Raw genomic sequence first — 12,611 nt, 5'->3', positions numbered from 1 at the left:
GCTCACCCGCCCTCGGATCGCCGCCCGGTCACCACGGGCCGGTCCTGAACAGCGTGGCAGCTGCCGCCGTCGTCCCGGAGCCGGGGCTCCTTTCGCCGCTCCGCCTCGCCCCGGCCCCGGGACGGCATCGAGGTCACCACCAGACCGCCCAGCAGCAGTGCCGCTCCGGCGGCCGCGAGCAGGCCGGGCCGCTCTCCCAGCAGTACGACTCCCAGACCCGCCGCCACCAGCGGTTCGATCAAACTGAGAGTGCCCGCCGTCGCACCGCTGACGCGGGCCACCCCCTTGGTGAACAGCAGGTACCCCAAGGCCGTGGTGGCCAGGCCCAGATAGCCGACCAGCAGCAGGCTCTCCGGCCGCGCGAGGCCATCAGGCCGGACGGCCAGCCACGGCGACACGAGGAGACCGGCACACACCACGCTCACCGGGGCGGCCGCCGAGGGATCCGCACCGAGCACGGCGATCCGCCGCGTGAGCGCGATGTACACCCCGAAGCTCGCACCCGCCACGCACCCGAGCGCCACCCCCGCGGCATCGACACGGGCACCCGCACCGGGGAGCAGCAGCAGCGCGAGCCCCACGACCGCGCAGGCCGTCGCGCTTGCCCAGCGGGGGCCGAGCCGGTCCCCGCCGAGCCGCCGCGCCGAGAGCCCGGCCACGACAGGCACGGTGCCGAAGGCGGCCGCGGTGGCCAGCGCCGCCCCGCACCGGTCGACCGCGACCAGGAAACAGGCCTGGAACGACGCGGTCACCGCCACGCTCACCGGCATCCAGCCACGCACCCCGGGCAGCAACAAGGTCCGCAGACCCGCGACGCGCACGGTGAACAGCCCCAGCGCCATGCCTCCCAGCAGCATCCGGCAGGCTCCCAGGGTCACGGGGTCGACCGAGGTGTCGGCCAGCAGCTGTGCCGGTGCGACGGTCCCCCACAGCACGGCGGCAGCCGCGATCAGGCCGACTCCACCGGCCGGCTCCCGCTTGTTGTCATCCGATGTGGGTCGCATGTGTAGGCCCGCCCGTCCTCTCAGCGCAGCGCTGGACGGACCCCGTGGTCCGTCCGTCAGGTGAAGCTAACCCGCACCAGGACGCGCGACCCATCGGGCGAATCCACCAACTCGTCCCCCTGCCAGGCCCGTTACTTCATGCGTTCAGACCGAAGCGACGTCCATGGTCCCAGGGGGAGCGGCAGCGGCTCTCCCGTTACCGGCCGGACAGCTCGTCGTGGCCCGCTGTGGTCCGGCGGACGAACCGAATCGGGGCCTGGAAGCGGGCCTTGCGTGCGGCGCGGCGGAAGACGGTCAGTACGGCGGGGCCCGCGAGGGTGATGCAGACGAAGTTCGTGACCGCTCGGCCGGTGTCAGGCCCTGGCCATGCTCGGCGTGCTCTCCGCCGTCAACGCGGGCATCCGCCCCCTGGAACGGCCAGGGTGATGACCACTCCGGCGCGCGGTGTGATGCGGTTGCCGTGGTGCGGGGTTGTCGGGGGGAGAGGCTCATGTGCCGGCGTCGCCCTTCCGGGCGTCGGGGAGGGCTCACACCGCCTGCCGCACCGTCAGGTAGGGGAGTGGTGACAGGATTTTGGCGACCTGCGGCGCGAAGACCGGTGAGGACACGACCACGTCGGCGGCGGGGCCCGTCCGCGACGGTCTCGCCCTCGGCCATCACCACCACCCGGTCGGCGGTCCTGGCGGCGGACTCCACGTCATGCGTGGAGACCACGACCGCTCGGCCCCGACCAGCCTCGCACTGACCGTCGACGACGGCACCGCACTCAAGGTCTGCGCCGTCACCTTCACCCCCACCTCGGCCACCACCACACTGGGCGCACTCCTCGACGCGGCGCAGACCTCCGCGGCCCCCACGGGCTGCGTCACCGAGACGACACCCGGCACCGGCGACGGCACCATTACGTCCGTCAACGGCAAGACGAACAACGGCAGTTCGACCTGGCAGTCGAGCCCCGACGGCACGCCGGCCGCAGCGGCGAGCCGCGGCACGGTGATCAACGCCGGTGACACGATCGCGCTGCGCTACGGAGGCTGAAGCACGTCAGCGAAGCCCTCGGAGCGCCGGAAAGCGGACAAGCGGGGCAGGAGCCGGACTCAGTCCTCCTGCCCCTCCACCGGATAGGGCACATGGGTGCGCCGGTCGGCGTCGATCGCCAGCCGGCCGCCGGCCGGTGGGCGGGCCCGCTGGGCGCAGTCCCGGCGTTCGCAGATCCGGCAGCCGAGCCCGATCGGCGTGGCAGCCCGAGGGTCGTCGAGTGCGACTCCTGCCGCGTGGACCAGCCGATGGGCGTGGCGCAGCTCGCAGCCGAGCGCGACGGCGAACTCGGCGCGCGGCGCGTGATGCCCGTGGCCGCCGCGCGTGACGGTGCGGGCGATCCAGAAGTGCCGCTTGCCGTCCGGCATCTCGGCGACCTGGGTGAGGACCCGGCCCGGGGCGGAGAACGCCTCGTACACCGTCCACAGCGGGCAGGTGCCGCCAAGGCGCGAGAAGTGGAAGTCGGTGGCCGACTGCCGCTTGGAGATGTTCCCGGCGCGGTCGACCCGCAGGAAGGAGAACGGCACGCCGAGCCGCCCCGGCCGTTGCAGTGTGCTGAGCCGATGGCAGACCGTCTCGAAGCCGACGCCGAAGCGTGCCGCGAGCAGTTCGATGTCGTAGCCGCTGTCCTCCGCCGCCCGATGGAACGCCGCGTACGGCATCAGCAGCGCGCCTGCGAAGTAGTTCGCGAGCCCGATGCGGGCCAGGGCCGATGCCTCGGTCGAGCCCAACTCGCCCGCCCTGTCCGTCAGATCATCGAGAAGGGAGGCGTGTTCGAAGAGCGCGAGCTGGGTGGCGAGCTGGAACGCCCGCTGTCCGTCACTCAGCCACGGCGACAGGAACAGCAGGCCGGAATCACGGTCCAGACGACGGGCATCGGCCGCACGGCCCGCGGCCGCCTGTACCACCGTCAGGCCGTGCCGCACGGCAAGCCGTACGGCCAACGGCCCGGCGATCTGCCCCGGCCGCAGCTCCATGTCCCGGGCCAGCTCCTCGGCGGCCGCGTCGAGCGGTGCGAAGTGGTTGTGGTGGGCGTAGAAGAAGTCCCGCACGTCGTCGTGCGGTTCGGCGGACGGCATCGCCGCCGGGTTCGCCGAGCTCTGGTCCGGGGTGCCGAGCGCGGCCGCCTGTGCGGCGGCGTCACGGTAGCGGCGGTGCAGGGTCACCAGGGCGCGCGCCACCGCGGGGTGGTCACGGACCGCCTCGGCGATCTCTTCCACCGGTGGGGGCTGGGCGCCGCACGCCTCGTCGGCCAGCGCGGTCCGCAAGTCGGTCGCCAGGCGATCCTCGTCGGCCCCGGAGAAGTACTCCGGGGCGACCCCGAAGACATCCGCCACGCGCCGCAGCACGGAGGCTGTCAGCGGGCGCTGACTCTGCTCGATCTGATTGGCGTAACTCGTCGAGATGCCGAGCGAACGAGCCATCTCCACCTGGTTCATGCCTGCCTCACGCCGCAGCCGGCGCAGCTTCGCATGGGCGTAGATCTTGCGCTCGGCGGGACGCCGGGGCATGGGCGCGCCTCCTGTACCTGCGAACACCGCGACGGGCTCGTTCCTGCGAATCTAGCATCCGCGTTCTTCGCAGGATTCGCAGATCATCCGTCGTGACCTGTACGGATTCCACAGCTTCGGCCGGTGGTCCCGCGCCGGTGGAGCGGGCAGGATCACCGCATCGGCAGGGGCGTTGCCCGCCCCGCATCCGCCCCGCATCCGCCCCGTGCCCGCCGTCGCCCGTTGCGGCGTGCGTTTCCGTACCAGGGCAGGCTTCGGCCGCCCACCGTGAGGAGTCACGTGATCGAGCACCGAGTCCGCGTCCACCCCAGCTCCGACCCTCTGCCTCGCGAGGGCCAGCTGGCCTGGAAGCTGGCCGCCGTCGCCACCGCCACCGACGAACTCGACGCGAGCAGCGTCGCCATGGCCGTCAACCGTGTGATCGACAACGCCTCGGTCGCCGTCGCCTCTGTGACCAGGCGCCCGGTCGCGGTCGCCCGCGCCCAGGCGAGTGCCCACCGCGCCACCGCACCGGGAGCCTCCGTGTTCGGCAGCCGCGTCCGTGTCCCGCCCGAGTGGGCGGCCTGGGCGAACGGCACCGCCGTCCGCGAACTCGACCACCACGACACCTATCTGGCCGCCGACTACTCCCACCCGGGCGACAACATCCCGCCGCTGCTCGCGGTCGCCCAGCACACCGGACGCACCGGCGCCGACCTGCTCCGCGGCATCGTCGCCGCGTACGAGATCCACGTGGCCCTGGTGAAGGGCATCTGCCTGCACGCCCACCGGATCGACCACGTCGCCCACCTCAGCGCCGCCACCGCGGGCGGCCTCGGCGCCATGCTGCGGCTGCCCACCGGAACCGTCCACCAGGCGATTCAGCAGGCCGTGCACACCACGACCGCGACCCGCCAGTCCCGCAAGGGCGAGATCAGCAGCTGGAAGGCGTTCGCCCCGGCCTTCGCCGGCAAGGCCGCGATCGAGGCCGCCGACCGGGCCATGCGCGGCGAGTCCTCCCCGTCGCCGATCTACGAGGGCGAGGACGGCTTCCTCGCCTGGATGCTGGACGGCCCCGGCTCCGACTACACCGTCCTGCTCCCGGAGCGGGACGAGCCGCGCCGCGCGATCCTGGACACGTACACCAAGGAGCACTCGGCCGAGTACCAGGCACAGGCGATCATCGACCTGGCCAGGCGCCTGCGCGACAAGGCCGGACCGCTCGACCAGGTGCGCTCGATCGTGCTGCACACCAGCCACCACACCCACCACGTGATCGGCTCGGGCGCGAACGATCCGCAGAAATACGACCCGCGTGCCAGCCGCGAGACCCTCGACCACTCGGTGCCGTACATCTTCGCCGTCGCCCTGGAGGACGGAACCTGGCATCACGAGCGGTCCTACGCGCCCGAGCGCGCCCGCCGTCCCGAGACGGTCGAACTGTGGCGGAAGATCACCACGGTCGAGGACCCGGAGTGGACCCGGCGCTACCACGATCCCGACCCACAGCGCCGCGCCTTCGGCGGTCGTGCGGTGATCACCCTCGCCGACGGCACCGTGATCGAGGACGAGCTCGGTGTCGCCGACGCCCACCCGGCCGGTGCGCGCCCCTTCGACCGTCCCGCCTACCAGCGCAAGTTCCGCACGCTGGCCGAGGGCATCGTCACCGACGCCGACCAGAACCGCTTCCTGTCCGCCGCCGAGCACCTCACCGACCTCGGTGCGGCGGATCTCGACGGCCTCTTCCCGGCTGTGGACCTGGAAGCCGTCGCCGCGTACGACGCGCAGCTCCCGAAAGGCCTGTTCTGATGCTGCTCCACACCCGTACGACGCCGCAGGAGCGCCGCCGCTCCTTCCGCGAACAGCTCGCCTCCGGACGACTGCTGCGCATGCCCGGCGCCATCAACCCGCTCTCCGCCCGCCTCATCCAGGACACCGGCTTCGACGCCGTCTACCTGTCCGGCGCGGTGATGGCCGCGGATCTCGGTCTGCCTGACATCGGCCTGACCACCAATGTCGAGATCGCGGCACGCGCGGCGCAGACCACCCGCGTCACCGATCTGCCGGTCCTCATCGACGCCGACACCGGATTCGGCGAACCCATGAACGCCGCCCGCACGGTGCAACTGCTCGAAGACGCGGGCCTCGCGGGCCTGCACCTGGAGGACCAGGTCAACCCCAAGCGCTGCGGTCACCTCGACGGCAAGACGATCACGCCGCGCGAGGAGATGGCCAAGCGGCTGCGCGCCGCCGTCGACGCCCGCCGCGACCCGGATTTCTTGCTCATGGCCCGCACCGACGCCCGCTCGGTCGAGGGGCTGGACGCGGCGATCGACCGCGCGAAGGCATACGTCGACGCCGGAGCCGACGCGATCTTCCCGGAGGCGCTGGCGGACGTCTCCGAGTACGAGACGTTCCGTGAGGCCGTGGACGTCCCCCTCCTCGCGAACCTGACCGAGTTCGGCAAGACCCCGCTGCTCGACGCGCCGACCCTGGCATTGCTCGGCTACAACATCGCCCTCTACCCGGTAACCCTGCTGCGCACCGCGATGGGCGCCGTCGAGAACGGGCTGCGCACGATCGCGGCCGAGGGAACGCAGAAGGCCCTGCTGCCCGACATGATGACGCGCTCACGCCTGTACGAACTCCTCGGTTACGACGAGTACGCGGCGTTCGACGCCTCCGTCTTCGACTTCCGTCTGCCGCCCGGCGCCTGACCGGCCGCCCGGCGCGCCCCACCTCACCTTTGCCGCCCGGCTTTTGACGTCCGCACATACCCGGAGGACCGCCATGATCACCAGCGCCCCCGAGATCCACCGTGGTCTCGCCGGTGTCGTCGTCGACACCACCGAGATCTCCACCGTCATCCAGGAGACGAACTCCCTCACCTACCGCGGCTACCCGGTCCAGGAGCTGGCCGCCCGTCGCTCCTTCGAGGAAGTCGCCCACCTCCTGTGGCACGGCGAGCTCCCGGACTCCACCCAGCTGCGCGAACTCCAGGCCCGCGAGCGCGCCCTGCGCCCCCTCGACCGCACGACCGCCGAACTCCTCGCCCGGCTGCCGGAGACCTGCCACCCCATGGACGTCCTGCGCACCGCGGTGAGCTTCTTCGGCGCCGAGGACCCTTCCGAGGAGGACGACAGTCCCGCCGCCAACCGCGCCAAGTCCCTGGCGCTCTTCGCCAAGCTGCCGACCGTGGTCGCCGCCGACCAGCGCCGCCGCCGAGGACTGGCACCCATCGCACCGGACCCGTCCCTCGGTTACGCCGAGAACTTCTTCCACATGTGCTTCGGAGCCGTCCCGGACCCGTCGGTGGTCCGCTGCTTCGAAACCTCCCTCGTCCTGTACGCCGAGCACAGCTTCAACGCCTCGACCTTCACCGCTCGCGTCGTCACCTCCACCCTCTCCGACCTGTACAGCGCGGTGACCGCCGCGATCGGCGCTCTGAAGGGCCCCTTGCACGGCGGTGCGAACGAGGCCGTGATGCACATGCTGAACGAGATCGCCGACCCGCGGGACGCAGAGCGGTGGCTGTGCGACGCCCTCGCCTCGAAGCGGAAGATCATGGGTTTTGGTCACCGCGTCTACCAGCACGGCGACTCCCGGGTCCCGATCATGCAGGAGGCCCTCGACGGACTCGTCGCGCGTGCCGCCGATCCGGAGACGACTCGCCTGGCGACCCTGCACGCCGCACTGCGGCACGCGATGATCTCGTCCAAGGGCATCCACCCGAACCTGGACTATCCAGCCGGCCTCGCCTACCACCTCATGGGCTTCGACATCCCCGTGTTCACCCCGATCTTCGTGATGAGCCGCATCACCGGCTGGACCGCGCACATCACCGAACAGCTCACGCACAACGCCCTGATCAGGCCGCTCGCCTCGTACGACGGACACCGGCAGCGGACGGTCCCGAGCTGACCTGTCCCGAGAAGCCTCCAGGCGCCTCCCGGGCAGAGACCCCTGCAAGACTGTCCCCATGAGTACGGAACAGCGCGCGATCCTCGTCATCGGCATCGGAGCCGGCGATCCCGACCACCTGACCCTCCAGGCCGTGAAGGCGATCCGGCGCGCCGACGTCTTCTTCATCGTCGGCAAGGGCCCGCACAAAGCGTCCCTGACCGACCTGCGCCACCAGATGATCGACGAGCACGCGCAGGGCCCGTACCGCGTGGTGGAGGTCGAGGACCCCAGTCGCGACCGGCGCCCGATGGACCGTTCCGACTACACGGCGGCCGTCCAGGACTGGCGCGAGCGGCGCGGCGAGATCTTCGAGCGGGCGATGCGCGAGGAGATGACAGCCGGTGAGACAGGGGCGTTCCTCGTCTGGGGCGACCCGTCTCTGTACGACAGCACACTCGGCATCCTCGGGGACATCGAGGACCGCGGCGCCCTCGGTGTGAACGTCGAGGTGATTCCCGGGATCACCAGCGTCGCCTCCCTGACCGCCCGTCACCGCATCCCACTCAACCAGGTGGGCCGCCCGGTGCACATCACTCCCGCCCGCCGCCTCGCCGACGTCGGCCATAACGACGACGGCGACATCGTCGTCATGCTCGACGCGAACGAGTCGTTCACCCAGGTCGAGGGCGACGACGTGTGGATCTACTGGGGTGCCTACCTCGGCACCCCGGACGAACTGCTCATCGCCGGGCCGCTCCACGAGGTTTCCGAACGCATCCGGCGCGTCCGCGCAGAGGCTCGCGAGCGGCACGGCTGGATCATGGACACATATCTGCTGCGGATCGCGCAGGGGACGCCGCGGGGAGCCGCGTCAGTGGTGCCAGGGGAGACGGACCGGAGCGGCGGGCACGTCGCCTGAGACTCCTGGTGTCACCAACTCGGCGGGTCCCCGTGGATGAACGGTGTCGCGGGTGGCGGCGGGCTCCTTCCGACGGCGGCACCCGGGCCCCTCAGCCCCGGTGGTTCTCGGTGGCTCCCCGCTCGTAGACGTGGAAGCCGCGCCCCGTCTTCCGCCCCAGCAAGCCCGCCTCGACCATGCGCTGGAGCAGCGGCGGCGGTGCGTACAGCGGCTCCTTGAACTCCTCGTACAGCGAATCGGCGATCGCCGCGACCGTGTCGAGCCCGATCAGGTCGGCGAGGCGCAGCGGGCCCATCGGGTGCGCGCAGCCCAGCTCCATGCCGTGGTCGACATCGGTCGGCGTCGCGAAGCCGGACTCCGTCATGCGGATCGCCGCGAGGAGGTAGGGGATGAGCAGGGCGTTGACGACGAAGCCGGCGCGGTCACGGGAGCGCACGACGGTCTTGCCGAGCGTTGTGGCGGCGAATTCCTCGGCCAGGGCGGAGGTATCGGACGAGGTGTGCAGAGATGTGACGACCTCGACCAGAGGCAGAACCGGGACAGGGTTGAAGAAGTGCAGTCCCACGACGCGGTCAGCGCGGTCGGTCGCCATGCCGAGACGCATCACGGGGATCGATGAGGTGTTGGTGGCGAGGACCGCGGCCGGATCCTCGACGATCTTGTCGAGGGCGGCGAACAGCTCGGTCTTGGCGTCGGTGTTCTCGACGATCGCCTCGATGACGAGCTGCCGGTCCGCCAGGTCGGTCAGGTCTCCGGTGAACGTCATCTTCTCCAGGGCGCTCCGCGCGACCTCGGCCGTGCACCTGCCGCGGCCGACCGCCTTGTCGAGCGAGGCGGTGACGCGGTCGCGGGCGCGTTGCACGGCCGTGGCGTCGGCCTCGCACACGATCGTGTCCAGGCCGGCGCGGGCGCAGACCTCGGCGATGCCCGCGCCCATCTGGCCGCCTCCGACGACCCCCACCCGCTGCACGTCGATGGTCATGACCGCGGCTCCCGGGTGCGCACGAGGTGGCGCGTGTAGGCGTCGGGCGTGAAGAAGAGCGGGAGCTCCGTGCTGAGGGCGGTGCGCTGGAGGAGGTCCCGGATCTCCGCCAGGGGCGCGTACGGCAACTCGGCGGCGAGCGCGTCCAGTTCCTCCTCGACGAGGGCGAGGACGGTCTCCCGGTCGATCTGACGGTGACGCAGCCACTGCCAGATCTGGACCCGGGCGATCTCCGCGGTGGCGGCGTCCTCCATCAGGCCGTCCAGGGCGACCGCGCCCTGCCCGCGCAGCCAGGCGGCGAAGTACCGCAGCGCGACGGAGATGTTGGTGCGCACGCCCTCGGCCGTCGGGGCTCCGCTCACCTTGCGCACGGCGAGCAGCTGCACGGGCGTGACGGCCACGTCCTCGCGTGTGCGGCTCAGCTGGTGGGGCGCGTCCCCCAGGACGTCGTCGAACACCTCGCGGCAGAGCGGGACGAGCGCGGGATGAGAGACCCACGACCCGTCGAAGCCGTCCTGGGCCTCGCGTTCCTTGTCCAGGCGGACCTTCGCCAGTGCGGCCGCGTTCGCCTCGGGGTCCTTGCCGGGCACCTGAGCGGCCATCCCGCCTATGGCATGGGCGCCGCGCTTGTGGCAGGTGCGCACGAGGAGATCGGTGTAGGCCCGCATGAACGGTGCGGTCATCGTGACCCGGGCGCGGTCCGGCAGGAGGAAGTCCGTGCGGTGCCCGAAGGTCTTGATGATGCTGAAGAGGTAGTCCCAGCGTCCCGCGTTCAGGCCGGCGCTGTGTTCACGCAGTTCGTACAGCATCTCCTCCATGTCGAACGCCGCGGTGACCGTCTCGATCAGGACGGTGGCCCGGATCGTGCCGCGGGGGATGGAGAGAAGTTCCTGGGCGAGGAGGAAGATGTCGTTCCAGAGCCGGGCCTCGTCGCGGTTCTCCAGCTTGGGCAGGTAGAAGTACGGGCCGTGTCCCGCGTCGATCTGCCGCTGTGCGCAGTGGAAGAAGTACAGGCCGAAGTCGACGAGGGCGGCCGGCACTGGGCGGCCGTCGACCTCCAGGTGTTCCTCGTCGAGGTGCCAGCCGCGCGGCCTGACCACGATGGTGGCGAGCGGCCGGTCGGTGGCCAGCCGGTACTCCTTGCCCGCCTCGGTCGTGAAGTCGATGCGCCGCTCGATCGCGTCCAGCAGGTTGAGCTGTCCGCCGATCACGTTGTCCCAGGTCGGTGCGGTGGCGTCCTCGAAGTCGGCCAGCCACACCTGCGCGCCGGAGTTGAGCGCGTTGATGGTCATCCGCCGTTCGGGAGGCCCCGTGATCTCCACGCGCCGGTCGGTCAGACCAGGAGCCGGTGGCGCCACCCGCCAGCCGGGGTCCTCGCGTATCGGCCGCGTCACCATCGAGAAGTCGAGGGGGCGGCCCTCCGCGAGCCGCATCGCCCGGCGCCGGCGCTCCTTGAGCAGACGCGCGCGATCCGGGGCGAACGTGCGGGCGAGCGTGCCGATGAAGTCGAGCGCGGCGGGCGTGAGGATCTCGTCGTGGCGGTCACCGGGAGCGGCGAGCACCTGAACGGGCTGGGTGAGTAGTTGCGGTGACATCGGATCTCCTGAGGGGGGAGGAGGCGAAGGAGCGAGGGAGGGCAGGGGTGGATCGACGGGCGGGAGCTGGGACTCCGTCTTGCCCCCGCCGTCGAACACCACCTGCTGCCGTTGCTGTGTCGTGCAACTGCTAGTGGAACTGCTCCTCCTCTGTGGAGCCGGACAGCGCCGTCGTGGAGGAGTTCGGGTTGACGGCGGTGGAGACGAGGTCGAAGTAGCCGGTGCCGACCTCGCGCTGGTGCCTGACGGCGGTGAAGCCGTGCTCCTGCGCCGCGAACTCCCGCTCCTGGAGGTCGACGTAGGCGGTCATGCCGTGCTCGGCGTAGCCGCGGGCCAGGTCGAACATGCCGTGGTTGAGGGAGTGGAAGCCGGCCAGGGTGATGAACTGGAAGCGGTAGCCCATCGCGCCCAGCTCCCGCTGGAACTTGGCGATCTGGTCGTCGTCGAGGGCGGCCTTCCAGTTGAAGGACGGCGAGCAGTTGTAGGCCAGCATCTGGTCCGGGTGCTCCGCGTGGATCGCCTCGGCGAACGCGCGCGCCTGTGCCAGGTCGGGCGTGCCCGTCTCGACCCAGATCAGGTCGGCGTAGGGGGCGTAGGCCAGGCCGCGCGCGATGACGGGGGCCATGCCGTTGCGCACCCGGTAGAAGCCCTCCGCCGTACGCTCACCCGTCACGAACTCCGCGTCCCGCTCGTCGACGTCGCTGGTCAGCAGGTTGGCGGCGAGCGCGTCGGTACGGGCGACGAGCAGCGTGGGCACGTCGGCGATGTCCGCCGCGAGACGGGCCGAGTTGAGGGTGCGGATGTGCTGGGAGGTGGGGACGAGCACCTTGCCGCCGAGGTGGCCGCACTTCTTCTCCGAGGCGAGCTGGTCCTCGTAGTGGATGCCGGCGGCGCCCGCCGCGATCATCGCCTTGGTCAGCTCGAAGGCGTTCAGCGGACCGCCGAACCCGGCCTCCGCGTCGGCCACGATGGGCGCGAGCCAGTCCACGGAGTGGTCGCCCTCACTGGTGGCGATCTGGTCGGCGCGCAGCAGCGCGTTGTTGATCCGGCGCACCACCTGGGGAACGGAGTTGGCCGGGTACAGGCTCTGGTCGGGGTAGGTGTGCCCGGCCAGGTTGGCGTCCGCGGCGACCTGCCAGCCGGACAGGTAGATGGCCTGCAGCCCGGCCTTGACCTGCTGCACGGCCTGGCCGCCCGTCAGCGCGCCGAGGGAGTGGATGTAGTCGTTCTCGTGCAGCTGCCGCCACAGCCGCTCGGCGCCGCGCCGGGCGAGGGTCTGCTCCTCGCGGACGCTCCCGGAGAGGCGTACGACGTCCGCGGCACTGTAGGTACGCTCGATGCCCTTCCAGCGCGGGTCCGTGGACCAGCGGCGGGCGAGTTCGTCGGCTGCCTGCGTCAACGTGTCGGTTGCCATGAAGGACACCGTCTCCTCGGTCGTTCGTCTGCGAATTCGGTCAGCACCGCGCAGTACATGAATCGATGGCTGGCACTGTGTGCCGCACTGCTGGTGTGCGGCCCACCCCTCCCGAGGTGGGGCGAGCTGAGCAATCCTGCCGACGCGGATGCGCTCGATGCCGGGATCTCCGACGTCAGGGCATAAATCGTGCCCCGGTTCCGAGCCGCACCCGCCGGGATCCGGTGGGCCGCACCAGAACTCTGGCACTGGCACTGAGTGCCAAC

General features: G+C 71.1%; 10 protein-coding genes and 2 pseudogenes. 5 read left to right on the top strand and 7 right to left on the bottom strand.

The window, feature by feature from the left end; genetic code table 11:
• Positions 1 to 2: 2 nt before the first annotated feature.
• The 3 genes and pseudogenes from DEJ48_RS01895 to DEJ48_RS40110 form a co-directional block, all read right to left on the bottom strand.
• Complete coding sequence (locus DEJ48_RS01895; RefSeq protein WP_150213852.1) at positions 3 to 1,004, bottom strand: DMT family transporter; 1,002 nt, start codon at positions 1,002 to 1,004, stop codon at positions 3 to 5.
• Between the two features lie 196 nt (positions 1,005 to 1,200).
• A pseudogene (locus DEJ48_RS40115) lies at positions 1,201 to 1,365 on the bottom strand (ECF transporter S component); the annotation flags it as partial.
• Positions 1,366 to 1,531: 166 nt separating this feature from the next.
• Positions 1,532 to 1,739 (bottom strand): annotated as a pseudogene (locus DEJ48_RS40110) (cobalt ABC transporter ATP-binding protein); the annotation flags it as partial.
• On the opposite strand from DEJ48_RS40110, the gene DEJ48_RS01880 reads away from it, so the two are divergent.
• Positions 1,704 to 2,042 (top strand): hypothetical protein, encoded by a 339-nt coding sequence (locus tag DEJ48_RS01880; protein WP_150213850.1) that lies wholly within the window; start codon positions 1,704 to 1,706, stop codon positions 2,040 to 2,042. The pseudogene DEJ48_RS40110 and the gene DEJ48_RS01880 overlap by 36 nt on opposite strands.
• A gap of 59 nt (positions 2,043 to 2,101) precedes the next feature.
• On the opposite strand, the gene DEJ48_RS01875 is transcribed toward DEJ48_RS01880, so the two are convergent.
• Positions 2,102 to 3,553, bottom strand: a complete 1,452-nt coding sequence (locus DEJ48_RS01875) for a short-chain fatty acyl-CoA regulator family protein (protein WP_150213848.1) — start codon at positions 3,551 to 3,553, stop codon at positions 2,102 to 2,104.
• A gap of 279 nt (positions 3,554 to 3,832) precedes the next feature.
• On the opposite strand from DEJ48_RS01875, the gene DEJ48_RS01870 reads away from it, so the two are divergent.
• From DEJ48_RS01870 to cobF, 4 genes are all read left to right on the top strand, one after another.
• Positions 3,833 to 5,341 carry an MmgE/PrpD family protein gene (locus tag DEJ48_RS01870; protein ID WP_150213846.1) on the top strand — a complete coding sequence of 503 codons (1,509 nt, stop codon included), beginning with the start codon at positions 3,833 to 3,835 and terminating at the stop codon, positions 5,339 to 5,341.
• 2 nt (positions 5,342 to 5,343) lie between these two features.
• Positions 5,344 to 6,249 carry a methylisocitrate lyase gene (prpB, locus tag DEJ48_RS01865; protein WP_150220886.1) on the top strand — a complete coding sequence of 302 codons (906 nt, stop codon included), beginning with the start codon at positions 5,344 to 5,346 and terminating at the stop codon, positions 6,247 to 6,249.
• Positions 6,250 to 6,322: 73 nt separating this feature from the next.
• A complete protein-coding gene (locus tag DEJ48_RS01860) occupies positions 6,323 to 7,453 on the top strand; it encodes a bifunctional 2-methylcitrate synthase/citrate synthase (protein ID WP_150213845.1) in 1,131 nt (376 codons plus the stop codon).
• A 58-nt stretch (positions 7,454 to 7,511) separates the two neighbouring features.
• Positions 7,512 to 8,354: a precorrin-6A synthase (deacetylating) gene (gene cobF / locus DEJ48_RS01855; protein ID WP_150213843.1), complete on the top strand. Its 843-nt coding sequence runs from the start codon at positions 7,512 to 7,514 to the stop codon at positions 8,352 to 8,354.
• Positions 8,355 to 8,445: 91 nt separating this feature from the next.
• Here the strand turns inward: cobF and DEJ48_RS01850 are convergent, their stop codons facing one another.
• The 3 genes from DEJ48_RS01850 to aceA all read right to left on the bottom strand — a co-directional run bounded on the left by DEJ48_RS01850 (position 8,446) and on the right by aceA (position 12,345).
• On the bottom strand, positions 8,446 to 9,336 hold the full coding sequence (locus tag DEJ48_RS01850) for a 3-hydroxybutyryl-CoA dehydrogenase (RefSeq protein ID WP_150213841.1): 891 nt from the start codon (positions 9,334 to 9,336) through the stop codon (positions 8,446 to 8,448).
• Positions 9,333 to 10,931, bottom strand: coding sequence for a malate synthase A (gene aceB, locus DEJ48_RS01845; protein WP_150213839.1), 1,599 nt, complete (start codon positions 10,929 to 10,931; stop codon positions 9,333 to 9,335). The genes DEJ48_RS01850 and aceB overlap by 4 nt, the downstream gene beginning before the upstream one ends.
• A 130-nt stretch (positions 10,932 to 11,061) precedes the next feature.
• A complete protein-coding gene (aceA, locus tag DEJ48_RS01840; RefSeq protein ID WP_150213837.1) occupies positions 11,062 to 12,345 on the bottom strand; it encodes an isocitrate lyase in 1,284 nt (427 codons plus the stop codon).
• Positions 12,346 to 12,611: the final 266 nt, after the last annotated feature.

The organism is Streptomyces venezuelae, from assembly GCF_008642315.1.
GTDB classification, from domain to species: domain Bacteria; phylum Actinomycetota; class Actinomycetes; order Streptomycetales; family Streptomycetaceae; genus Streptomyces; species Streptomyces venezuelae_D.
Note: the sequence above shows the minus strand (reverse complement) of the source record. Positions and strands in the feature narration are given on the sequence as shown.

Coding starts and splice junctions, on each gene's coding strand:
- DEJ48_RS01895 (WP_150213852.1), bottom strand. CDS start 1,004: ATGCGACCCACATCGGATGACAACAAGCGGGAGCCGGCCGGTGGAGTC.
- DEJ48_RS01880 (WP_150213850.1), top strand. CDS start 1,704: ATGCGTGGAGACCACGACCGCTCGGCCCCGACCAGCCTCGCACTGACC.
- DEJ48_RS01875 (WP_150213848.1), bottom strand. CDS start 3,553: ATGCCCCGGCGTCCCGCCGAGCGCAAGATCTACGCCCATGCGAAGCTG.
- DEJ48_RS01860 (WP_150213845.1), top strand. CDS start 6,323: ATGATCACCAGCGCCCCCGAGATCCACCGTGGTCTCGCCGGTGTCGTC.
- cobF (WP_150213843.1), top strand. CDS start 7,512: ATGAGTACGGAACAGCGCGCGATCCTCGTCATCGGCATCGGAGCCGGC.
- DEJ48_RS01850 (WP_150213841.1), bottom strand. CDS start 9,336: ATGACCATCGACGTGCAGCGGGTGGGGGTCGTCGGAGGCGGCCAGATG.
- aceB (WP_150213839.1), bottom strand. CDS start 10,931: ATGTCACCGCAACTACTCACCCAGCCCGTTCAGGTGCTCGCCGCTCCC.
- aceA (WP_150213837.1), bottom strand. CDS start 12,345: ATGGCAACCGACACGTTGACGCAGGCAGCCGACGAACTCGCCCGCCGC.